Origin of the sequence: Phenylobacterium conjunctum, from assembly GCF_042679085.1 — a bacterium.
Lineage (GTDB): Bacteria > Pseudomonadota > Alphaproteobacteria > Caulobacterales > Caulobacteraceae > Phenylobacterium > Phenylobacterium conjunctum.
Genome location: NZ_JBHTLQ010000006.1, coordinates 123,068 through 144,551 on the forward strand (window position 1 = coordinate 123,068; position 21,484 = coordinate 144,551).

17 protein-coding genes and 1 pseudogene are annotated in these 21,484 nt (G+C 67.6%); 10 read left to right on the forward strand and 8 right to left on the reverse strand.

Features of this window, described 5'->3' with window-relative positions:
• The first annotated feature begins 1 nt into the window (after nt 1).
• The 3 genes from glyS to ACFQ27_RS04420 are packed head-to-tail and all read left to right on the forward strand — an operon-like array spanning nt 2 to nt 4,977.
• Nucleotides 2–2,041: a glycine--tRNA ligase subunit beta gene (gene glyS / locus ACFQ27_RS04410; RefSeq protein ID WP_377352754.1), complete on the forward strand. Its 2,040-nt coding sequence runs from the start codon at nt 2–4 to the stop codon at nt 2,039–2,041.
• A 12-nt stretch (nt 2,042–2,053) separates the two neighbouring features.
• Nucleotides 2,054–4,750, forward strand: a complete 2,697-nt coding sequence (gene ppdK / locus ACFQ27_RS04415; protein WP_377352755.1) for a pyruvate, phosphate dikinase — start codon at nt 2,054–2,056, stop codon at nt 4,748–4,750.
• Nucleotides 4,747–4,977 carry a hypothetical protein gene (locus ACFQ27_RS04420; protein ID WP_374346435.1) on the forward strand — a complete coding sequence of 77 codons (231 nt, stop codon included), beginning with the start codon at nt 4,747–4,749 and terminating at the stop codon, nt 4,975–4,977. The genes ppdK and ACFQ27_RS04420 overlap by 4 nt, the downstream gene beginning before the upstream one ends.
• Nucleotides 4,978–5,008: 31 nt before the next feature.
• On the opposite strand, the gene ACFQ27_RS04425 is transcribed toward ACFQ27_RS04420, so the two are convergent.
• Nucleotides 5,009–6,802 (reverse strand): alkaline phosphatase family protein, encoded by a 1,794-nt coding sequence (locus ACFQ27_RS04425; RefSeq protein ID WP_377352756.1) that lies wholly within the window; start codon nt 6,800–6,802, stop codon nt 5,009–5,011.
• A 7-nt stretch (nt 6,803–6,809) separates the two neighbouring features.
• A complete protein-coding gene (locus ACFQ27_RS04430; protein ID WP_377352757.1) occupies nt 6,810–8,525 on the reverse strand; it encodes a hypothetical protein in 1,716 nt (571 codons plus the stop codon).
• 190 nt (nt 8,526–8,715) lie between these two features.
• On the opposite strand from ACFQ27_RS04430, the gene ACFQ27_RS04435 reads away from it, so the two are divergent.
• Entirely contained in the window at nt 8,716–9,906 is a 1,191-nt protein-coding gene (locus tag ACFQ27_RS04435) for a M48 family metallopeptidase (protein ID WP_377352758.1), read from the forward strand.
• Nucleotides 9,907–10,096: 190 nt separating this feature from the next.
• Here the strand turns inward: ACFQ27_RS04435 and ACFQ27_RS04440 are convergent, their stop codons facing one another.
• Complete coding sequence (locus ACFQ27_RS04440) at nt 10,097–11,218, reverse strand: beta-ketoacyl-ACP synthase III (protein WP_374346439.1); 1,122 nt, start codon at nt 11,216–11,218, stop codon at nt 10,097–10,099.
• 219 nt (nt 11,219–11,437) lie between these two features.
• Here ACFQ27_RS04440 and ACFQ27_RS04445 point away from each other — a divergent pair, with 219 nt between their 5' ends.
• Nucleotides 11,438–11,974 (forward strand): porin family protein, encoded by a 537-nt coding sequence (locus ACFQ27_RS04445; RefSeq protein ID WP_374346440.1) that lies wholly within the window; start codon nt 11,438–11,440, stop codon nt 11,972–11,974.
• Nucleotides 11,975–12,199: 225 nt separating this feature from the next.
• Here the strand turns inward: ACFQ27_RS04445 and ACFQ27_RS04450 are convergent, their stop codons facing one another.
• Complete coding sequence (locus ACFQ27_RS04450; RefSeq protein ID WP_377352759.1) at nt 12,200–14,587, reverse strand: TonB-dependent receptor; 2,388 nt, start codon at nt 14,585–14,587, stop codon at nt 12,200–12,202.
• 328 nt (nt 14,588–14,915) lie between these two features.
• Between ACFQ27_RS04450 and ACFQ27_RS04455 the strand changes: the two genes are divergently transcribed.
• The 3 genes from ACFQ27_RS04455 to ACFQ27_RS04465 all read left to right on the forward strand — a co-directional run bounded on the left by ACFQ27_RS04455 (nt 14,916) and on the right by ACFQ27_RS04465 (nt 17,523).
• Nucleotides 14,916–15,311, forward strand: coding sequence for a hypothetical protein (locus tag ACFQ27_RS04455; protein WP_374346442.1), 396 nt, complete (start codon nt 14,916–14,918; stop codon nt 15,309–15,311).
• Nucleotides 15,311–16,213 carry a sterol desaturase family protein gene (locus ACFQ27_RS04460; RefSeq protein WP_374346443.1) on the forward strand — a complete coding sequence of 301 codons (903 nt, stop codon included), beginning with the start codon at nt 15,311–15,313 and terminating at the stop codon, nt 16,211–16,213. Before ACFQ27_RS04455 ends, ACFQ27_RS04460 begins: the two co-directional genes overlap by 1 nt.
• Before the next feature lie 80 nt (nt 16,214–16,293).
• Complete coding sequence (locus ACFQ27_RS04465) at nt 16,294–17,523, forward strand: cytochrome P450 (protein WP_374346444.1); 1,230 nt, start codon at nt 16,294–16,296, stop codon at nt 17,521–17,523.
• Here ACFQ27_RS04465 and ACFQ27_RS04470 read toward each other — a convergent pair.
• Genes ACFQ27_RS04470 through ACFQ27_RS04480 form a run of 3 tightly spaced genes read right to left on the reverse strand, consistent with a single transcriptional unit; the run spans nt 17,520 to nt 19,641 of the window.
• Nucleotides 17,520–18,479 carry an NUDIX hydrolase gene (locus ACFQ27_RS04470; protein WP_374346445.1) on the reverse strand — a complete coding sequence of 320 codons (960 nt, stop codon included), beginning with the start codon at nt 18,477–18,479 and terminating at the stop codon, nt 17,520–17,522. The two genes, ACFQ27_RS04465 and ACFQ27_RS04470, sit on opposite strands and share 4 nt — an antisense overlap.
• Entirely contained in the window at nt 18,476–18,991 is a 516-nt protein-coding gene (locus ACFQ27_RS04475; RefSeq protein WP_377352760.1) for a tyrosine phosphatase family protein, read from the reverse strand. Before ACFQ27_RS04475 ends, ACFQ27_RS04470 begins: the two co-directional genes overlap by 4 nt.
• Before the next feature lie 2 nt (nt 18,992–18,993).
• Nucleotides 18,994–19,641, reverse strand: coding sequence for a YfbR-like 5'-deoxynucleotidase (locus tag ACFQ27_RS04480; RefSeq protein WP_374346447.1), 648 nt, complete (start codon nt 19,639–19,641; stop codon nt 18,994–18,996).
• A 109-nt stretch (nt 19,642–19,750) separates the two neighbouring features.
• On the opposite strand from ACFQ27_RS04480, the gene ACFQ27_RS04485 reads away from it, so the two are divergent.
• Together ACFQ27_RS04485 and ACFQ27_RS04490 are read left to right on the forward strand one after the other, a co-directional pair.
• Complete coding sequence (locus ACFQ27_RS04485) at nt 19,751–20,563, forward strand: universal stress protein (RefSeq protein ID WP_374346448.1); 813 nt, start codon at nt 19,751–19,753, stop codon at nt 20,561–20,563.
• Between the two features lie 23 nt (nt 20,564–20,586).
• Nucleotides 20,587–20,961, forward strand: a complete 375-nt coding sequence (locus ACFQ27_RS04490) for a hypothetical protein (protein WP_374346449.1) — start codon at nt 20,587–20,589, stop codon at nt 20,959–20,961.
• Here ACFQ27_RS04490 and ACFQ27_RS04495 read toward each other — a convergent pair.
• Nucleotides 20,962–21,484: pseudogene (locus tag ACFQ27_RS04495) on the reverse strand (hypothetical protein); the annotation flags it as partial.

The following is a 21,484-nucleotide window of genomic DNA, read 5'->3' on the forward strand; positions in this document are numbered from 1 at the left end:
CATGCCCCAGCTTCTGATCGAACTGTTCTCTGAAGAGATCCCCGCCCGCATGCAGGCCCAGGCCGCGCGGGACTTCGAGCGCATGGCGCGCGACCGGCTTGCGGCCCAGGGGCTGCTGCCCGAGGCCCTGACCACCTTCGCCGGGCCGCGACGCCTGACCCTGGTGGCCGAAGGCCTGCCCGCCGCCCAGGGCGACCGGCACGAGGAGCTGAAGGGCCCCAAGGTCGGCGCGCCGGACCAGGCCATCGACGGCTTCCTGCGCAAGACCGGCCTGACCCGCGATCAGCTGACCCAGAAGGATGGTGTGTGGTTCGCCCACATCCACCGCGCCGGCCGCCCGACGCCGGAGATCGTCGCCGAGATGGTCGAGGAGATTGTCCGCACCTTCCCGTGGCCGAAGTCGATGACCTGGGGCTATGGCGCGCTCCGCTGGGTCCGGCCGCTGAAGCGCATCCTGTGCGTCTTTGACGGCGAGGTGGTGCCGTTCTCCATCGACGGCATCGAGGCCGATGACACCAGCGAAGGCCACCGGTTCATGGGTTCGGCCCAGCCGTTCAAGGCCCGCAATTTCGACCAGTACGCCGAGGGGCTGGAAAAGCACTTCGTGGTGCTGGATCCCGAGAGCCGGCGGACCAAGATCCTGGAGCAGGCCAAGACCCTGTGCTTCGCCCGCAACCTGGAGCTCGTCGACGACGACGGGCTGCTGGACGAGGTGAGCGGCCTGGCTGAATGGCCGACCCCGGTGCTGGGCGAGATGGACCCGGCTTTCCTGGACCTGCCGCCGGAAGTGATCCGCACCTCGATGCGGACCCACCAGAAGTACTTCGCGGTGCGTGACCCGGCGACCGGCAAGCTGGCCGCCAACTTCGTCACCGTGGCCAATATCGAGGCCGGCGATGGCGGCAAGGCCATCGCGGCGGGTAATGCGCGGGTGCTGTCCGCGCGCCTGAACGACGCCCGCTTCTTCTGGGACGAAGACCGCAAGGTGAAGCTCGCCGACCGCCTGGAGAAGCTGAAGGGCGTCACCTTCCACGCCAAGCTGGGCACGCTTTATGAGCGGGTGGAGCGGATCACGGCGCTCGCCGGCGAACTGGCGCCGCTGCTGGGCGCAGACGCCGAGGCCGCGAAGCAGGCCGGCCGACTGTGCAAGGCCGACCTGGTCACCGGCATGGTGGGCGAGTTCCCCGAACTGCAGGGCCTGATGGGCGGCTACTACGCCGCCGCCGAGGGACTGCCGGCCCCGGTCGCCGAGGCGATCCGCGACCACTACAAGCCCCAAGGCCCGACCGACGAGACCCCGGTCGCGCCGGTGGCCCGGGCGTTGGCCCTGGCGGAGAAGTTGGACACCCTGGTCGGCTTCTTCGCCATCGACGAAAAGCCGACCGGCTCCAAGGATCCCTACGCCCTGCGCCGCGCCGCGCTGGGTGTGATCCGCATCGTGCTGGAAGGCGGTCTGCGCCTGTCCCTGCGCGAGGTGTTCGCCAAGGCTCAAGCCCTGCTGGCGGTGAAGCGCGAGGGGACCACCGACGACCTGCTTGCCTTCTTCATTGACCGCCTGAAGGTCGCGCTGCGCGACCGCGGTCTTCGCCATGACCTGGTGGAAGCCGCCGTCGAAGGCGACGACGACCTGGGCCGGATCGTCGCGCGGGTGGAAGCCCTGTCGAGCTTCCTGGCCACCGAGGACGGAACGAACCTGCTGGCCGGCTACAAGCGGGCGGGCAACATCCTCAAGGCGGAAGAGAAGAAGGGCGCCCTGCCGAGCGGCGCGCCGGTGGAAATGGCCGGGGCTCCGGCGCAGGAGACCGCGCTCGTCGCCGCAATTTCCCTTGCGGAACCCGAAGTGGCGCGTGCATTGCAGCATGAGGACTTCGCAGGCGCCATGCGTGCCCTGTCGGGAATGCGGACCTCTGTGGACGCCTTCTTCGAAGGGGTGCTGGTGAATTCTGAGGTCGCGGCGGAACGTGAGAACCGCCTTCGGCTTCTGGCTCAGGTCCGTGACGCCATGGGTAAGGTGGCGGACTTCAGTCTGGTGAACGGCTAGGAGAATATGACGATGTCGACCGATACGCTTTCCAAGTCGCGTTGGGTCTATTCGTTCGGGGGCGGCGGCGCTGATGGCGACGCCTCCATGAAAAACCTGCTGGGCGGCAAGGGGGCGAACCTCGCCGAGATGTCGTCCCTGGGCCTGCCGGTGCCGCCGGGCTTCACCATCACCACTGAGGCCTGCGTCCACTACTACGCCAATGGCCGCTCCTATCCGGCCGAGCTGGCCGAACAGGTGAAGGCCGGCCTGGCCAAGGTCGAACAGGTCACCGGCAAGGTGTTCGGCGACGCCAAGAACCCGCTGCTGGTGTCGGTGCGCTCAGGCGCCCGGGCCTCCATGCCCGGCATGATGGACACCGTCCTCAACCTGGGCCTCAACGACCAGACGGTGGCCGGCCTGGCCGACCTGGCGGGCGACCGCCGCTTCGCCTTCGATTCCTATCGCCGCTTCATCCAGATGTATTCGAATGTGGTCCTCGACCTGGACCACCACATGTTCGAGGAAATCCTCGACGAGCATAAGGACCGGCTGGATGTCTATGTGGACACCGGCCTGACCGCCGAGAACTGGGAAGCGGTCGTCACCGACTACAAGGCGCTGGTCGAGCGTGAGCTGGGCAAGCCCTTCCCGCAGGACCCGCAAGAGCAGCTGTGGGGCGCCATCGGCGCCGTGTTCGCCAGCTGGATGAACGAGCGGGCCAAGTTCTATCGCCGCATGCACGACATCCCGGAAAGCTGGGGCACGGCCGTGAATGTGCAGTCGATGGTGTTCGGCAACATGGGCGACAGCTCCGCCACCGGCGTGGCCTTCACCCGCAATCCCTCGACCGGTGAAGCGCGCCTCTATGGCGAGTTTCTGATCAACGCCCAGGGCGAGGACGTGGTGGCCGGCATTCGCACGCCCCAGGCCCTGACCCGCGCCGCCCGCGAGGAGATGGGTGAGAAGGCGCCGTCCATGGAAGAGGCGCTTCCGGAGGTCTTCACCCAGTTCAAGTCCGTCGTCGAGAAGCTGGAGCAGCACTATCGCGACATGCAGGACATCGAGTTCACGGTCGAAAAGGGCCGGCTCTATATGCTGCAGACCCGCAACGGGAAGCGGACCGCCAAGGCGGCGCTGAAGGTTGCGGTGGACCTGGCCAGCGAAGGCCTGATCACCAAGCAAGAGGCGGTGATGCGGGTGGAGCCCGGCAGCCTCGACCAGCTGCTGCACCCGACCATCGACCCGACCAGCGCCCGTGACGTGATCACCGCCGGCCTGCCAGCCTCGCCCGGCGCGGCGACCGGCAAGGTGGTGTTCGATAGCGACGAGGCCGAGCGTCTGGGCGCGGCCGGTGAGGCCGTCATCCTGGTCCGCGACGAGACCAGCCCGGAAGACATCCACGGCATGCACGCCGCCCGCGGCATCGTCACCGCCCGGGGCGGCATGACCAGCCACGCCGCCGTCGTCGCCCGCGGCATGGGCCGGCCTTGCGTCTCCGGCGCCGGCGAGATCCAGATCTATGAAGCCAAGGGCGAGTTCCGCGCCCGCGGCCGGGTGTTCAAGGCCGGTGACATCATCACCATCGACGGCTCCAAGGGCGAAGTCCTGGCCGGCACGGTGAAGATGATCGAACCCGAGCTGTCGGGTGACTTCGCCACCCTTATGACCTGGGCCGACCAGGTGCGCCGCCTGAAGGTCCGCGCCAACGCCGAGACCCCGCTGGACGCCCGCACCGCCCGCCAGTTCGGCGCCGAGGGGATCGGGCTTTGCCGCACCGAACACATGTTCTTCGACGGTGACCGGATCGCGGCCGTCCGCGAGATGATCCTGGCCGACGATGAGGCCGGGCGCCGTGCGGCGCTCGCCAAGATCCTGCCGATGCAGCGCGCCGACTTCGTCGAGCTGTTCACGATCATGGAAGGGCTGCCGGTCACCATCCGCCTGCTCGACCCGCCGCTGCACGAGTTCCTGCCGCACACCGAGGAGGACCTGGTCCAGGTCGCCAAGGCCACCGGCCTGAACGCCGAGAAGCTGATGCGCCGGGCCAAGGAGCTGCATGAGACCAACCCCATGCTCGGCCACCGCGGCTGCCGCCTGGGCGTCTCGTACCCGGAAATCTACGAGATGCAGGTCCGCGCCATCTTTGAGGCGGCCTGCGAAATCGTGGCCAGCGGCAAGGCCGCGCCGATCCCAGAGATCATGCACCCCCTCGTCGCCAAGGGCGAAGAGATGCGCTACCTGCGCCAGCTCACTGACCGCACCGCCAAGCAGGTGCTGGAGGAAAAGGGCCAGACCATCGAGTACATGGTCGGCACCATGATCGAGCTGCCGCGCGCCGCCATCCGCGCCGGCGACCTGGCCGAGAACGCCGAGTTCTTCTCGTTCGGCACCAACGACCTGACCCAGACCACCTTCGGCATCAGTCGTGACGACTCCGGCCGGTTCCTGAACGCCTATATCGACAAGGGCATCTTCGAAAAGGATCCCTTCGTCAGCCTGGACCAGGAAGGTGTGGGCGACCTGATCCGCATCGCCGCCGAGCGCGGCCGCGTGGTGCGTCCGGGCGCCAAGATGGGCATCTGCGGTGAGCATGGCGGCGACCCGGCCTCGATCAGCTTCTGCGAAGAGGTCGGCCTCGACTATGTGAGCTGCTCGCCCTTCCGGGTGCCGATCGCCCGCCTGGCCGCGGCCCAGGCCGCCATCGGCGAACGCGAGAAAGATCGGTGACCGAACCCGCCGCCCCGACCAAGGCTCAGCCGCTGAAGGCTCAGGCCCTGGGCGCCGGGGCGGTGGCCGCGACGGCGCTCGGCGTCGTCGCCCTGGGCGTTGTCAGCTTCGGGATCCTCAACATCGGGCGCATGGCCATCGGCCGGCTGACCGTCGGCCGGGTGAAGCTGAAGAGCCTTGAGGTCGAGGAGCTGACGGTGCGTCAGCTCAACGTGCTGGAGCGGTAGCCGCCCTCGCCGAAATGAGCGGACGTGGAGCCTAAGGCTTCATCCCGATCGTCCGGTCCGGTGCGCCGGCCGCGTCGAAGTAGGGCGTCTTTCCCACAAGCTGGTAGTCCAGCCGCGTGGTGAACCCGTTGGCGGCCGGCTTTGATGTGAGGCTGCGGGCCTTGAACTTGCGCGGCTTGCCGTCCGCCTCCAGGGCCTCGCCCAGCACGCGGCCAGTGGCCTTGCCCTTGGCCTTCAGGTCGATCTCCAGAACCTTCGCCAGCGTGATGGCCAGGTCGGCGTTGCTGACCGGGGCGGGGTCGACGAAGCCGGCTTTGAAGTCCGGGCCGATGGCGGCCATGAAGTTGTGGGTGTCCTGCCGGCTCAAGGCGCCGTGGATGCCCTGGCCTTGGCTCAGGTCGGTGTCCGCCACCTCCGCCCCGCAGACCTCGGGTCGGTCGCAGCCGGTGGAGAAGCTTCGGAAGCTGATGGTGATGGCCGGCGTCGGCGTCCGCGCCGCCCCGGTCAGGCCCACCTTGCTCAGCGGCAGGGCGCCGGGGATCGGTCCCAGGTCGTCGCGGACGAACAGGGCCCCGACATAGTCCTGGGTGGTCAGGTGGGCGACGATCCGCTGAGCGAGCACCTTGGTGTCCGGCCCTGGCAAGTAGATGTGCTCCGCCCCGCCATTGGGGGCCAGGATGATGGTCGGCGCCTTGGGATCGCCGCCCAGGAGGGCGCCGCCGCGCGGGTGCTGGCCGGCCTCTGGCTTCAGGGCCGCGCCCCGGGCGTCGAACAGGGGCAGGTCCAGCGCCTTGGCCAGGTCGATAGCCGGGAAGCCAGGCGGCAGCTGGCCGGGCGCGACATCCGGATAGGCGAGGGTCGCGGCGTAGCTGGTCTGGCTGGCCTTGGAGGTGACGGAAACGCCGTGGTCGGCGGTGACCACCACATTGGTCGCGCCGGCCAGCCCCTGGTCCGCCAGGGCCTTGCGCAGGGCGCCCAGGTCGTCGGAGGCGTTGCGGATGGCGGCCAGGCTGGTGGGGCCGTTCACGCCCGGGACCAGCTGGTTCAGGCTGTCGCCCTGATTGTGCTGGGTGCCGTCCGGGTCACGGGACCAGAAGATGATGACAAAGGGTTTGCCGGTGGCCTTGAAGCGCGGCAGCAGCACCTCGCGCGCGACGGCGACGAACCAGTCCTGCTGGGCCTTGTTAGTGATCATCGTGCCAGGCGTCTTCCAGTCGCCTTGGCGGGCGTTCTCCTCACGGCCGGGCGGCTTGTCCGGCAGGCCAGCGGCCTTGATCGCGGCGATCACGTCGGCGGGCAGGGGGAAGCCGCCCGGGCGGCCCGTGCTGTCGTCGAACACCAGGGTGGCGGTCCCGTCCCGGGCGGTGACGTCCTGGATGGCGGCGGGGCCAAGCTTGCCCAGCACCGCGGTCTGGAACCCCTGGGCGCGGGCGGCGGCCAGCAGGCTGTCCTCGTTGAGGTAGTTGCCCTCGAACCGCGCGTTCATGTGGCCCAGGGTGGCGTCATTCTCCAGCGCCGCCAGCAGGGCGCCGTCGGCGAAGCCCTCGCCCACATAGAGGGTGTTGCCGAAATTGCCGGTGTCGCCCAGCCGGTGACCGGTGGCGATCACCGAGGCGTTGGCCGTGGTCACGGTCGGGAATAGCGAGTGGCTGTTGCGGAAGTCCACACCATCGCGGCGCACGGCCTGCAGGTCCGGCGCGGTCGTCTCGTCGACGATCTGTGACCGCAGCGCGTCGGCGACGAACAGCACCAGGTTATGCGGCTGGGCGAAGGCCGGGCCGGCGAAGAGCAGGGCGGCGAGAAGGACGCCGCGTCCGAGGCGCATCATCAGCTCAGTACCGCCAGCTCGTCAGGTCAGCCCCGGCCGGCGCCGTCTTGGCGATGCGGTCCATGATCTTGGGGACGTAGAAGGTGTTGTAGTGCAGGCGGGAATAGGCGTTGGACTGGGTGTGGTCGCCGTTCCAGCAGTGCTCGGCCTTGTGGCCATAGTCGACCTCGCCGCCCCAGGCCGGATTGGTCAGGCTCTCTAGGGTGTCCTGGGCGTAGTAGACGGCGTTATTCAGAAAGTAGTTGTCGCCCAGGCCCACATAGATGTGCAGCTTGCCGGCCACCTTCGGCCCCAGGGTCGCCCAGTCGCGCTTGAGGATGTAGGTCAGGTCGTAGTTCTCGCGCCAATAGGCGGCGACCTTGGGATCGATCTCGCCGGTCAGCTTGTCCCAGATGGGGGCCGGATAGCCGTCCGGGCCTTGTGGGCCATAGACCGCCTGCCAGATGTCGTACTGGCCGCCTGAGCGGCCTTTGTCGCCCAGCACCAGCTCCTGGTAGTTGCTGTCGCGTTGGGTGGCGAAGATGTCGCCCAGATAGTTGCGCACCGCGGGACGCTCGACGTCCTGGGCCGCGCCCTTCAGGACATAGGCGTTGGTGTCCTTGTAGAGGTTGATGACGGTGTAGGCGCGGAAGTCGATGGGATCCGGACAGGCCGCGAAGGCCCCGTTGTACATCTCCGGATAGAACACCTGGGTCGCCATGGCCTCCCAGCCGCCGGTGGAGCCGCCATAGGTGAAGCGGGCCCAGCCTTGGCCCAGGCCCCGGAACTGCTTCTCGATGGCCGGGATCAGCTCCTTGTTGATGGCGTCGCCATAGGGGCCGAGGTTGGCCGAGTTCACCGCATAGCTATCGTCATAGTACGGATTGGCGTGGTCGATCTGGATCACCAGGAAGCGCGGGAAGTCCGGCGAGATCCACTTCTGGTAAAAGGCGTAGGCCTCCTGCTGCTGGATGCGGTTGTAACCCTCCAGGTGGAAGCGCTCGGAATAGTCGGGCTTCAGGTCGGGGTCCGGCGGCGTGGTGCGGAAGCCGTCGATGTCGTCCGGGAAGTGGCCGTGATAGACCATCAACGGATAGCGCGCCTTCGGATGGTCGGCGAAGCCCTTGGGGATCAGCACGTGGGCCCGCAGATAGGTGGGCCTCCCCCAGTACTTGCTCAAAAGCTCACTCTTGATCCGGACATGCTTGATCCACTCGGTGTCCGGCTTGTCGGCGATGGGCGGGTTGATCTTGTCCAGGGTGATGGCGATGCGTCCGCCCTGGGCAGGATCGACGTGCACGCGCACGGGCGTTGAATAGTTGTTGCCTGGCTTGTCGGCCCACTGCTGGCCTTCGCCCCGATCCGGCGGCAGCTTGACCACTGACCCGTCCGAACGGCGGTAGGTCTCATAGCGGTTGAACACCGCCTGGACGGTGTAGTCGCCGGGCTTCAGCGACGACAGCTTGCGGGCCGGCCAGCCAAAGGCGGTGTCGTCGAAGACCGCCGGCTGGCCGGGCTTCAGGCCATCGACGGTCAGGCCGAACATGAAGGGCGAGTTCAGCGCCGTCTCGCCGCTGACCTGGCGGCGCGGCTCGCCCTCAGCCTTGGTTGAGAACATCAGCACCACGCGGCCGTCCGACGGCGCAGCGTCCTTGGGCAGGTCCACGGTCACGGTGAAGGGGGCCGCCGCCGCGGCCTGGGCCGCCAGGGCGAAGATCGCCGTCAACAAGAAGCGCCGCATCGCCCAGGTCCCTCCATCTGCGAGGGCTCATTTGGCGCAGGGCCGGGGAGGGGCGCAACCGCCAAGGCGGGGCGCTGGCCGATTGCGCCCCGGCGCCCAAGCGGCGGGCGCTGGCTTGCCGGCTTTTAACCTGACAAGCCGGGTGAATTCTGGCCTGTTCGCTCTCAAGTAGACTTCAAGGGGGATGGGCATGGCCCAGTTTGATCCGGCCGCGGCGACGCAGGCCTATCTGGCGGTGCTGACGCCCGCCCAGCACGCCAAGGCGCAGGCCTATACTCAGGGCGGCCATTGGCTGCTCCTGTGGGGCACGCTCGTTGCGGTGGCGGTGGCCTGGCTGGTGCTCCGCTCCGGCGTGCTGGTGAAGGTGCGCGACGGCATCGAAAAGGGCGCGCCCAAGCCGGTGCGGGTCGCCCTTGCTGTGCTGATCGTCGACGCCGTGTTGGAGATGATCCTCAGCCTGCCCTGGAGCGTCTATTCCGACTGGTGGCGGGAAAAGGCCTATGGCCTGACCAGCCAGCCCTTCGGCGGATGGCTGGGGGAGCAGCTGCTGTCGGCTGTGATCTTCATTCCCATCACCACCCTGCTGATGCTGGGGCTCTACGCCCTGATGCGGCGCGCGCCCAAGACCTGGTGGCTGTGGGGCTCCGGCGTGGTGGCGGCCTTCTTCGTGGTGGCGATGATTCTGGCGCCGGTGTTCATCATGCCGCTGTTCAACGACTACAAGCCAGCCCCGCCTGGACCGGTGCGTGACGAGGTGGTCGCCATGGCCGCCAAGGTCGGCGTGCCGGCGGACAAGATCTTCATCTATGACGGCTCCAAGCAGTCCAACCGCTACACGGCCAATGTCGCCGGGATCGGCGCCACCGCCCGGATCGCCATGAGCGACGTGATGTTCAAGAAGGACGCCGACCTCGCCGAGGTACGGGGCGTCGTGGGCCACGAGATGGGCCACTATGTGCGCGGCCACATCTTCATCTTCGCGGGCATGTACGCCGCCATGGCCCTGGTGGCCTTCTTCCTCGTCGACCGCCTGTTCGCGCCCGTTGCGCGGCTGCTGGGCGCCAAGGGTGTGCGGGGCGTCGCCGATCCGGCCGGCTTCCCGGTGATCGGGATCATGCTGGCGGTGCTGGGCCTGCTGGCGACGCCGCTGCAGGTGTCCATCACGCGGATCGGCGAGTCCGACGCCGACACCTTCTCGCTGGAGAACTTCAACGAGCCCGACGGCCTGGCCAAGGCGCTGGTGAAGACCATCGAGTACCGGGCGGCGACGCCGTCGAAGCTGGAGGAGATCCTGTTCTACGACCACCCGTCTGTCGGCGGCCGGGTGCGCAAGGCCATGGACTGGAAGGCCGCCCAGATGCAGGTCGATGCGGTGAAGTAGGGGGAGGTCCTCCCCCACGGGGGGAGGTGGCCTCCCCGGGACCGACCGAAGGTCGGCCCGAGGGTAAACTCCGGGCCGGAGGGGGCCGCTTGCGTCGGCAAGCGGCTGCCGCGCCCGCTACCTTCGCCGGCGCGCCGGCCCCCTCAGCGCCTTCGGCGCAGCTCCCCTAGAAGGGGAGCTGCTGGAGCGATCAGCGCTTCTTCACGAACACCGTGCCGGCGGAGTAGCCGGCGCCGAAGGAGCAGATCAGGCCGGTCTCGCCGGGGGCGAAGCCGTCATTGGCCGTATGGAAGGCGATGATCGAGCCGGCCGACGAGGTGTTGGCGTACTCGTCCAGGATGATGACGTTCTCTTCCGGGCTCGGGTCGCGGCCCAGCACCTTGCGGCCGATCATGTCGTTCATGTTGATATTGGCCTGGTGCAGCCACAGCCGCTTCAGGGCCTTGGGATCGAGGCCCAGGTCGCCGGCGTGGTCGACGATCATCTCCGAGACCATCGGCACCACCTCGCGGAACACCTTGCGGCCTTCCTGGATGAACAGCTTGTCCGGCGCGCCGATTCCTTCCGGAGCCGTGCGGTTCAGGAAGCCGAAGTTGTTGCGGATGTTGTTGGAGAACACGGTCTTCAGCCGGGTCCCCAGGATGTCCCAGCCCTGGCCGGGCGCGGCGTCTTCAGCCCGCTCGACGATCACGGCGGTGGCCACATCGCCGAAGATGAAGTGGCTGTCGCGGTCGCGGAAGTTCAGGTGGCCGGAGGTGATCTCCGGATTGACCATCAGGACCGCGCGGGCCGAGCCGGTGGCGATGTAGTCGGCGGCGGTCTTGATGCCGAAGGTCGCCGAGGAACAGGCGACGTTCATGTCGTAGCCGAAGCCATCGATGCCCAGGGCCTGCTGTATCTCGATGGCCATGGCCGGATAGGCGCGCTGCATGTTGGAGGCGGCGCAGATCACGGCGTCGATCTGGCTGACATCCTTGCCCCAGCGAGCGATGGCGTCGCGCGCGGCGGCCACGCCGATCTCGGCGAGGATGGAGATCTCCTCGTTCGGGCGCTCGGCGATCACCGGGCGCATGATCTCGGGGTCGACGATGCCGGACTTGTTCACGACGTGGCGCGACTTGATGCCCGACGCCTTGACGATGAACTCGACGGAGGAGGGGGTCAGGGCGGCGACCTGGCCGGCCTCGATCGCCTCGGCGTTGGCGGCGTTGAAGCGCTCCACATAGGTGTTGAAGGCTTCCACCAGCTCGGCGTTGGAGACGCTTTCCGGCGGAGTGTAGAGGCCGGTGGCGGCGATGACGGCGTGATGCAAGGCGAAGGCTCCAGCGCTTGGCCCCGACGTGGCGGGGACTTCGAAGCGGCGTTGATACCACGGCTGTGGTCACAGTCAGCCGCCTTGTGACGCCGAAACAACCCGCGCCGGGCGCCACAAAATGACCTTGAGCTGTCGTCGAACCGCCCTTGCTGCGCCGCGTTTGAGGACGATCCAGAGGTCGCTGGGGTGCTGACCCAAGAGTACGGAGTACAAAAAATGAAAACTCTCATCGCCACCGCCGCGGCCGGCGCCTTCGCCGCGACCCTCGCTCCCGCCATGGCTTCGGCCCAGGACATGACCCCGACCGGCTACGGCACGCTGGGTTACGCCGCCTCCAGCGCCGACGGCGTGAACCTCGGCGCCATCCAGGGCCGCCTGGGCGCCCGCTTCGGACAATATCTCGGCGTCGAGGGCGAGGCCGCCTTTGGCGTGGATGACGACAAGACCTATGTCGCCGGCGTGCCGGTGAAGGTGGAAGAAAAGCACCAGCTCGCCGCCTACGGCGTGGGCTACCTGCCGGTGGCGCCCAATGCTGACCTGTTCGTCCGCGCCGGCTACGGCACGACCAAGCTCAAGGCCTCCGCGGCCGGGACCTCGGCCAGTGATGATGGCGAGTCCTGGAACTATGGCGTCGGCGGCCAGTACTTCTTCGACGACAAGAACGGCGTGCGTGCGGACTACACCCGCCACGACTTCAAGGACTCCAGCACCGACGCCAACACCTGGTCGGTGTCCTACGTCCGCAAGTTCTAGACCTTCGGCTTATGGTCCGGGCCCCGACCGAGGGCCTGGGCCGCGGGTCGCTCCCCAGCGCCCACCCAACGAGGCCGGCCCTCCCCCCAGCCGCGTCCTCGCTTTTCGGTCCGGCCCCTGTTCCCTGCCCGGGACAGGGGCCTTTTCTTTGCCGGGCCCACAAACAAAAAACCCCCCGCCGTCGCCGGCGGGGGGCCTTGTCCGTCGAGGTGACGGAACTGGGACTTAGTACTTCAGACGCAGGGTCATGCCGTAGGTCCGCGGCGCGGACGGGAAGGCGCCGATCGAACCCGACTGGTAGGTCGCGTCGTAGGCCACTTGGTAATAGTGCTCGTCGGTGAGGTTTTGGCCCCACAGCTCGACGCTCCACTTGTCGTCCTGCTGGCCGAGGCTCAGGCGGGCGTTCCACAGGGTGAAAGCTTCCTGGGTCTTCAGCGGGTTCAGGTCCGAACCGGTGTTGTAGGCCGAGGTGTACTTGGCCGACAGGCTGGCCTTACCGACCAGGTTCTCGCCGATGTCGTGCTGGTAGGCGACCGCCAGCGAACCCGACCACAGCGGCGCGAAGGACAGGCGCGAGCCCGGCAGGCGCGAGGTGGCGCCCAGAACCGCACGGTCCTTCTCGGTGTAGCTGGTTTCGGAGTAGGTCACGCCGCCCTGCAGGGTCAGGCCCTGGATCGGGAAGAACATGAAGTCGGCGTCCACGCCCTGCGAGATCACTTCCGGCACCGAGATGACGGTGAAGACCAGGCCGTTGTAGGCGTTCAGCTGGAAGTCCGTGTACTTCTGATAGAACACGGTGCCGTTCAGCAGCAGGCGACGGTCGAACAGGGTCGACTTCACGCCCACTTCGTACGAGTCGGCCGATTCCTTGGCGAAGTCGGTCTTGGTGATCGGCTTCAGCGAGGTCGCCGAGCCAGCGGCGTAGGTGTAGGCCAGACGGTCCAGGTTGAAGCCACCGGCCTTGTAGCCACGGGCGTACGACACGTAGGTCATCAGTTCCGGGCTGAAGCGGTAGGCGGCCTTGATGGTGCCGGTCAGGGCGCCTTCAGACAGGTCCTGGCTGGCGGTCAGGTTGGTGAAGTTCGGGTTCTGGTAGGTCTGGCAGACCGCGTTGATCAGAGCCGCCGGCAGCGGCTTGGCCGCGAGCGTGGCGCAGCCCTTGCCGCCGTCGGTGTTGCCGTAGAACGCGTCCACACCCTTGTTTTCCCAGGTGTAGCGGATGCCGCCGGTCACTTCGAGTTGGTCGGTGACCTTGTAGGAGGCGTTACCGAACAGAGCGAAGGACTGTTCGCTTTGGTTGTACTGGTCACGTTGGCCTTGGCCGTTGGCGAAGGTCGTGCCCGCGGCATTGCCGGTCAGCTGGGAGACCAGCGCGCCGTTGGTGCCGCTGGACAGCAGCAGGCCGACGAACTTTTCGAAGTCAGCGCCGTACAGGGTGCCGACCTTCGAGGTCAGGTCTTCCTTGGTGAAGAACGAACCGACGGTCCAGTTCAGCTTCTCGCTCGACCCGGTCAGGCGCAGTTCCTGGCTGAAGGTCTTGAAGGCGGTGCCGGTCCAGCTCGGCGAGCTCCAGATGATGTCGGCGGTCGACAGATCGGATTCGGCGGCCGAATGGGTCTCGAACTCACGGTAGGCGGAGATCGAGGTCAGCTGCAGGGAGCCCAGATCATACTCGACTTCGGCGGAGACGCCCTTGTCGGTGATCTTCTTGCTGGTGCTGCGGTTGGCGTAGGCCTTGTAGCCATCGAAGTTGGCCGGATTGGCCACCGAGCCCGGGAAGGCGACGGCCATGATCTTGGTCACGCCGCCGTTCAGGACCTGTTCGGCCAGGCAGCAGTTCTCGTCGCGCTTGGTGTAGTCGGCCGAGAAGTTGATGCTGAGGTCTTCGGTCGGCTTCACCAGCACCTGGGCGCGGGCGCTCCAGTAGTTCTGGTCGTTGTCGTCGGTCTGGGTGCGGGGACCCGCGCCGGTCACGACGTCGATGAAGCCGTCGCGCTCACGACGGGTGATGAACAGGCGGCCAGCGACCTTGTCGTCGACCAGGGCGCCGGTGACGCCCGCCGACAGGGCCTTCAGGCCGTAGTTGCCGACTTCCAGGGCGCCGTCGGCGCCGAATTCGAAGTCAGGCTTCTTGGTGATGACGTTGATGACGCCGGCGGTGGCGTTCTTGCCGAACAGGGTGCCTTGCGGACCCTTCAGGACTTCGACGCGCTCCAGTTCGCCCAGGTCGCCGAAGCCGACGCCGTTGCGGGGACGGTACACGCCGTCGATCACAACGCCGACCGAGCTTTCCAGGCCGATGTTGTCACCGACGGTGCCGACGCCGCGGACGCGGGCGGTGGTGGAGGTCGAGCTGGTGGTCGAGGTGACGGTCAGGCCGGGGGTCAGGATCGTCAGATCCTTGATGTCGCGCACGCCGGCGGCGCGCAGCGTGGAGCCGCTGACCGTGGTGACCACGATCGGAACATCCTGCAGGTTCTGGGTGCGCTTCTGGGCGGTGACGACGATTTCGTCGACGGTGGCCGGAGCCTCCTGCGCCTGGGCGGCGGCGGCCCACAGAATGGAAACCAGCGCCACGGGCGCTGCGCTCGCGATAAGCCGAGCCTTGGACATGAGAAATCTCCCTAAAATGCTCGTTGGTCCGCATAGACGGGGAGGACTGCGAACCCGAGCCGGTGGCGCTTTAGGGGTGGTTCCGTTTCAGGAAAAGCGACGGCTGCAATGTCCCAAGGTAAATTGACCGAAGGGTGGGATTTTGGCCGCACATTTGATGTCGGCGTCAAAAATACTGCGACTTTCTGGCGTCTTTCCCTGCGTAATTTCACCGTAGACGAGCGTCTTCTGTCGACGCCGTCTAAATGACGCTGGCGTCAGATTTGGCGAGTCGCCGCTTGACGGGCGTGGTTCCTGGGGCCGAACCTCCGGGTTCGGAGGGGACCTCGTGCTCGACAAAGCCTATTTGATCCAGACCGCCGGCTCGGCCGCAGCGGTTGGGGTGCTGATCGCCATTGCCGCCTGGGCCAAGATCGCCAAGCCGGCGCCGCCGCTCAATGAAGCGCGCGCCCGCGCCCTGTTGCAGGACGAGTTCCCCGGCCGCCAGGTGGACCGTCTGTGGGTCGCCAATGACGGCCGCGGCGCCCTGGCCCGCTCGGGGGCTTCGGCCCTGATCCTGTGCGAAGTCGGCGACGGCTATGTGGCGCGCCACATTCCCTGGGCGCAAGCCCTGTCCTCGACCTTTCGGGACGGTGTGCTGAAGCTCGACCTGGGCGACGTCGCCGCGCCGCGCGCGCGGCTGGCCTTCGACAACTGGCCGCCCGCCGGCCTGGGAGCCAGCTGATGTTGCACGCGCCCTTTGATCCCGTCGCCCTGGCGGTCCCGTTCTTTGTCCTCGCCATCCTGCTGGAGATCCTGCTCGCCAAGGCGCGCCTGGCGGAAGCGACCTATGAGGGCTGGGACACCTTCTCCTCCCTGGGCATGGGCCTGGGGCGCGGCCTGTTTGGCCTCATCACCGCCGGCGCGGTGTTCGCGGCCACGGTCTGGGTCTGGAACCACCGCGCCTTCACCGTGCCCTTCGACGCCTGGTGGGGCTGGGTGGCGATCTTCTTCCTGGAGGACCTGACCTATTACTGGTTCCACCGGCTGAGCCATGAGCGGCGGTTCTGGTGGGCGGCGCACGTGAACCATCACTCCTCGCAACACTATAATCTGTCGACCGCCCTGCGGCAGACCTGGACCGGCGGTCTGTCGGGCACATGGATCCTGTGGTTGCCCCTGGCCTGGCTGGGTTTCTCGCCGGCCCAGATCGCCATCCAGCAAGGCGTCAGCCTCGTCTATCAGTTCTGGATCCACACCGAGGCCATCAAGAAGCTGCCGGCCTGGTTCGAGGCGGTGTTCAACACGCCCTCGCATCACCGGGTGCATCACGCCCGCAACCCGCGCTACCTGGACAGCAACTACGCCGGCATCCTGATCATCTGGGACAAACTGTTCGGCACTTTCACGCCGGAGCTCGACGAGGAGAAGCCGCGCTACGGCATCGTCAAGAACCTGTCCGGCTTCAACCTGCTGCGCGTCGCCTTCCATGAATGGATGGCGATCGGCAAGGATCTGATCGGATCGCGCAGCCTGCGGGAGGTGGGCGGATACCTGTTCGGCCCGCCAGGCTGGAGCCCTGACGGATCGCGCCAGACCAGCGAGATGCTCAAGGCGGAATGGCGGGCCCAAAGGGGCGGTGACTGACCGTTCCGGGTAGCGCCCCGCGGGTTTCCAAGTCAGACTGATCGCTGTTCAGTCGCCATCAGAGCGACGGAGGAAGCGTCATGTCCGAAGCCGAACTGCCGAGCATCCTGCAGCTCACCCCGCTCAATCCTGACTATCAGGCCGATCCGCACAAGCTGCTCGATCCGCTGCGGGCCCAGTGCCCGGTGCGCAAGGATCCGGTGTCGGGTAGCGTGGTGCTGAGCCGCTACAACGATGTTCGGGCGATCGTCTCCGACCGCAGCCTATGGCGCGACCCGATCAACGCCGAAGAAGGCGCGATGCTGCAGCGAGGCACAGCCAACCTGCAGACCGACCAGCCGCGGGCCGAGACCATTTCGATCCTGCACCTGGACGATCCCGACCACGCCCGCATCCGCCAGCCCCTGTCCCAGGCCCTGTACGCCCGGGTGGCCAAGTTCCGCGGCGAGGTGGAGCGGATCGTCGACGAGGCCCTGGACCGCATCCCCGAGGGCGAGCCCTTCGACCTGATGAGCCTGTTCTGCGTGCCGATTCCCATCGACGTGATCGCCTCGATCCTGGGCGTGGATCATGACCGGCTGGTGGAGTTCCGCGCCTGGTCGGAAGGCTCGATCCTGGGTCTCAATCCCTTCCGCACCGAGGAACAGACCGCCCAGATGGAATGGGCCAGCGCCCAGCTGTCGGCCTATTTCCTCAAGACCATCGCGGAACGCCGGGTGGCGCCGGGCGACGACCTGATCTCCGACATGGTCAAGCTGCAGGGGGAGGGCGCGCCCCTCTCCGACGAGGAGCTGCGGATCAACCTGGGCGCCCTGTTGGTGGGCGGCAACCTGACCACCACCGACCTGATCGGCAACGGGGTCTACCTGTTGCTGAAGAACCCCGGCGAGTTGGCCAAGCTGAAGGCCGATCCTGGACTGATCAACGCCACGGTTGAGGAGATCCTGCGGGTCGAAGGCCCGGTGGACATCACCGGCCGTATCGCCTCCAGCCCGCTCGAGATCGGCGGATGCCCTGTGGCGCCCAAGCAGTCGATCACCACCTTCCTGCGCGCCGCCAACCATGACCCCGAGGTCTTCGAGGACCCGCACAGCTTCAACATCAGCCGCAAACACAAGCCGCATGTGGCCTTCGGCGGCGGGGCGCACATCTGCATCGGCGCGCCCCTGGCCAGGCTTGAGGCCCAGGTGGCGTTGCCCAGGCTGTTCGCGCGCTTCCCGAACCTGCGGCTGGCCGAGCCCGACGCTCAGATGGAGTGGCGCAAACTGCCCTTCTTCCGCGGGCTCGAGACCCTGATGCTGGTCGCCTAGTCCCGCAGCAGGGGCAGGGACAGGCCCGACACCGGCCGGGCGCCGAGGATCTCGCGGCGGAAGCGGAACAGCTCCGCCGGCCGCCCGCCCGTCTCGGAGTCCAGCCGGCCCAGGCCCTCGACCATTTCGGCGCGCTCCAGGGCGCGGCGGAAGTTCTGCTTGTGCAGCGGGACGCCGGCGACAGCTTCCACCGCCCGCTGCAGGGCCGACAGGGTGAAGGCCTCGGGCATCACCTCGAAGATCACCGGCCGGTACTTGAGCTTGCCGCGCAGCCGCGACAGGGCGGTGGCGAGGATCCGCCGGTGGTCGCTGATCATCGGCTCGCCCAAGGCGGGCCCCAGGTCGGCCAGTTCCGCGCGCGGGGCCTCGCCGCGGTCGCGGGCGGCCTCGGGAGCCAAGCCCGCCTCGTAGAGCAGCTCATAGCGCTCGAGCACCCGCTCCTCGTTCCAGGGCGCGCCGTCCTGGGCGAACAGCAGTCGCAGGCGGGAGAGCCGGGCGGGATGGGCGCCGGCCCATTTCATCAAGGCGGGCTCGATGGTGGTCAGGGCCGGCGGGCGACCGTCGCGCCAGTCCTCCCAGGGGAAGAAGCGGAACCAGTCGGCCCAGGCGGTGTCGGGCGCGGCGGTGTCCACCGCCTGAGGCGTCAGGCCCAGATAGCCCACCGAGATGACCCGCCGCGCGGCGCCCGCAGGGCCAGGGCCCAGATTGGCGACCGGGGCGTCACGACCCTTGTCGCCGAAGGTGTAGAGCTGTTCGACATAGCCCAGCTCGAACCGCGTCTGCGCCGTCACGAAGGCGCGCAGGGCGAGCTCGAAGGTCCGATCGGCCTCGGGATCAAAGGGGCCGAAGGGCAGGCCGACCGGCTGGCCCTTGGGCCGCACGGTCAAGACCACGGCCTGGCCATCGCGGATGGCGGCGACGACGGCGGATAGGCCGATGACGACGTCCTGGCTCATCGCCCGTGCCGCGCCTGGAATTCAAAGGGCCGGGCCTGGGCGTAGTCGTAGTCCCCCATGGCGGCCACGGCGTCGACCATCCGGCCGCGGCGGCCCATGACATCGTCCGCGAGGGCGACGATGCGGCGGTTGGGGCTGGCGTGAGCCGCGGCCTGCCGCATCGCCAGGGCGATGGCCCGCTCGTCGGCCTCGGGGCTGCGCTCGCAGGCGATGACGAAGGCGCTGGCGGTGGAGCGGCTGACCCCAGCCCAGCAGTGGATCAGCATGGGCTCGGCCTCGTCCCAGCCGGCGGCGAAGGCCAGCAGGTTGTGGACCAGGGTCTCCTGCGGCAGGACCAGCCCGTCCATCGGCGCATCGATGTCGTTCACCGCCAGCCTCAGGTGTCGGTCCGGGGCGATGCCCTCCGGGGTGTCGATCATGCTGGCGGGGTCCAGCAGGGTCACCATGTGCGACGGTCGGCGCCGGGCGATGATGGCGGGCGCCTCGGCCAGGCCGCTGACGATCAGGGTCACGCTCACTCCGTATCGAAGGCGACGTCGCCGGCGGCGGCGAATCCGGCCGCCTCGGAGAGGATACTGTAGCGCTGCACGTAACGGATTTGCGCCTGAGATGGCGGCAGGGGCTCAATATGCAGGTCGTAGCCCTCTGGCGGGGCGCCGAACAGCTCCAGACCTTCCTTGAGCGAGAAGCCGGCCAGCTGGGTGGCTTCAAAGAAGGCGCAGGCGTGATCGGCCTGCTTGATCAGCTTCTTGATCGCCAGAGGCGTCTTGGCGGGCAGGCCGAAGCGGATGTGGATCGCCGTCTCCAGCTTCTCCTCGAACAGCTTGTAGTCGTAGCCGAGCGCGGCCTTGAACGGGCTGATCATGTCGCCGATCACATATTCAGAGGCGTCGTGGAGCAGGGCGGCCAGCCGCCAGCGCGGCTCGAGGTCCGGCTGGATGTGGGCGCAGATCTCCTCGACCACCACGGAATGCTGGGCGACGGAAAAGGCGTGCTCTCCGGTGGTCTGGCCGTTCCAGCGGGCGACCCGCGCCAGGCCGTGGGCGATGTCCTCGATCTCGATGTCCATGGGGGAGGGATCGAGCAGGTCGAGCCTCCGCCCCGACAGCATCCTCTGCCAGGCCCTGGGCGCCGACGCGCCCTTACGCAGCCCTTTCTTCACCGAAGCGTTCCTTTCAAAGTCGAGGTTGAGACTTGGACCAGAGGTTGAGAGAGATCAATGTAGGCGCAGGGGCGTTCTGCGCACCATCAACAAGACCGAGGGAGAGACGATGAGCTGGGCGAGAATCATGGCGCCGCTTTCGGGCGGACAGGGCGACAAGGCTGCGATCCTTGCCGGCGCCGAGCTGGCCCGTCCCTTTGGCGCGGAGCTGGCCGGTGTCTACACCCCCGCCGACGTCGCCGACGTCATGCCCTGGATGGGTGAGGGCTTCCTGGGCGGGGTGCAGAGCACGGCGCTGGAATCCCTGAAGGAGGCCGCTCAGGCCGGCGAGAAGAACGCCGTCGCCGCCATGCAGGCCTGCGACTACGCCAAGAAGCAGTTCATTTCCCTGCAGACCCCCGTCTGGGCCGGCCTGTCGGCCGAGAGCCGCCTGTCCGACGTGGTGGTCTTCACCTCTGATCCGCCGCGCGGCCGCGGGCCTCTGGCCGAAGCCTTTCAACAGATGGTGGCCGACGAGCAGCGGCCGGTGCTGATCGCTCGGGAGGGCTTCAAGGTCGGCGGCGTGGTCGCCGTGGCCTGGGACGGCGGTAAGGAAGCCAGCCGCGCCGCGCGCCTGGCCCTGCCGCTCCTGGAAAAGGCTGAGCGAGTGGTGATCCTGGCCGCGCCGAAGGCCACCTCGCGCAGCTTCGATCCGTCCAAGCTTCAGGCCTATTACGCCGCGCGCGGCGTTGCGGCCGATATCGACCTGTTGCCGGACTCCGGGGACGCCGCCCCCGTGCTGCTCTATGCCGCCAAGAAGGCCAACGCCGGGGTGCTGGTCGCCGGGGCCTTCGGTCACCCGCGGCTGCAGGAGTTCATCTTCGGCGGCACCACCCGGACCCTGCTGGCCTCCGATCAGCCGACCCTGTTCCTGTCCCACTAAGCGTTCACAAGAGAGATAGCGTAATGACCCTGTCGCGCATCGTCATGCGGCTTGCCCGCAATCCTGGCACCGAATTCGCCGGTGGCGACGACCATCGCGGCTATGCCCTGACGGCGCCGCTCACCGCCGACGGCCACCTGGACGAGGCGACCTACGCGAAGGCCAAGGCGGAGTGTGTGGTGCGCCGGTTCGCGCCGGACGAGGACGCGGTCGAGGGGCGCCTGACCCGCCGCGGTCAGAACTGGTTCTTCGACTATGACGCCTCTGACAGCGCCGATGACGAGCCGGTCCACAAGTTGGGCCAGCACCGCTTCGCCGTCGGCGAGTATGTCACCGTCAATGACGAGGACGGCCGGCCTCTGACCTACAAGGTGGTCGAGGTTCAGCCAGCGGGGTGATCAGGCCCCGCCGTTCTTGCGGACCAGGCGCTTGACGTCGTCGTACATGTCGTTGCCGCCCTTGTCCTTTTCGCCCTTGGCCTTGACCAGGGCGACGACGATGGGGCCGGTGCGGCGGCCGGAAGCCTCATAGCCGACAAAGCTGTAGGCTCCGGCCTTGTCGTGATTGACGTAGATGAAGGTCGCGCGGACCCCGCGGCGTTCGCGGGCCAGGGCCTCGCCACGCAGCCGCACATCCTTGCGCATGCGGATGGTGGCGGTCTCGTCATTGGCGTTGATGTGGATCGGGCCGACCTGGACGTTGGCGGAATCGCCCTGGGCGTCGATGTGGATGCCCGGCAGGTTGATGTGGGCCTCGTCGGCGTCGCTGTCGCCTTGGATCTCGATCTTATGGTCACCGGCGCTGGCCGTGACCTTGGCGCTGGTCTGGCCGTCGCGGACCTCCACCTTGGCGTCTCGGGCGGCGTCCTCGGCCACCTTGGCGGCTTCGGCGGCGGCGCCGGGCGCGGGCGGGGCAGGCGGC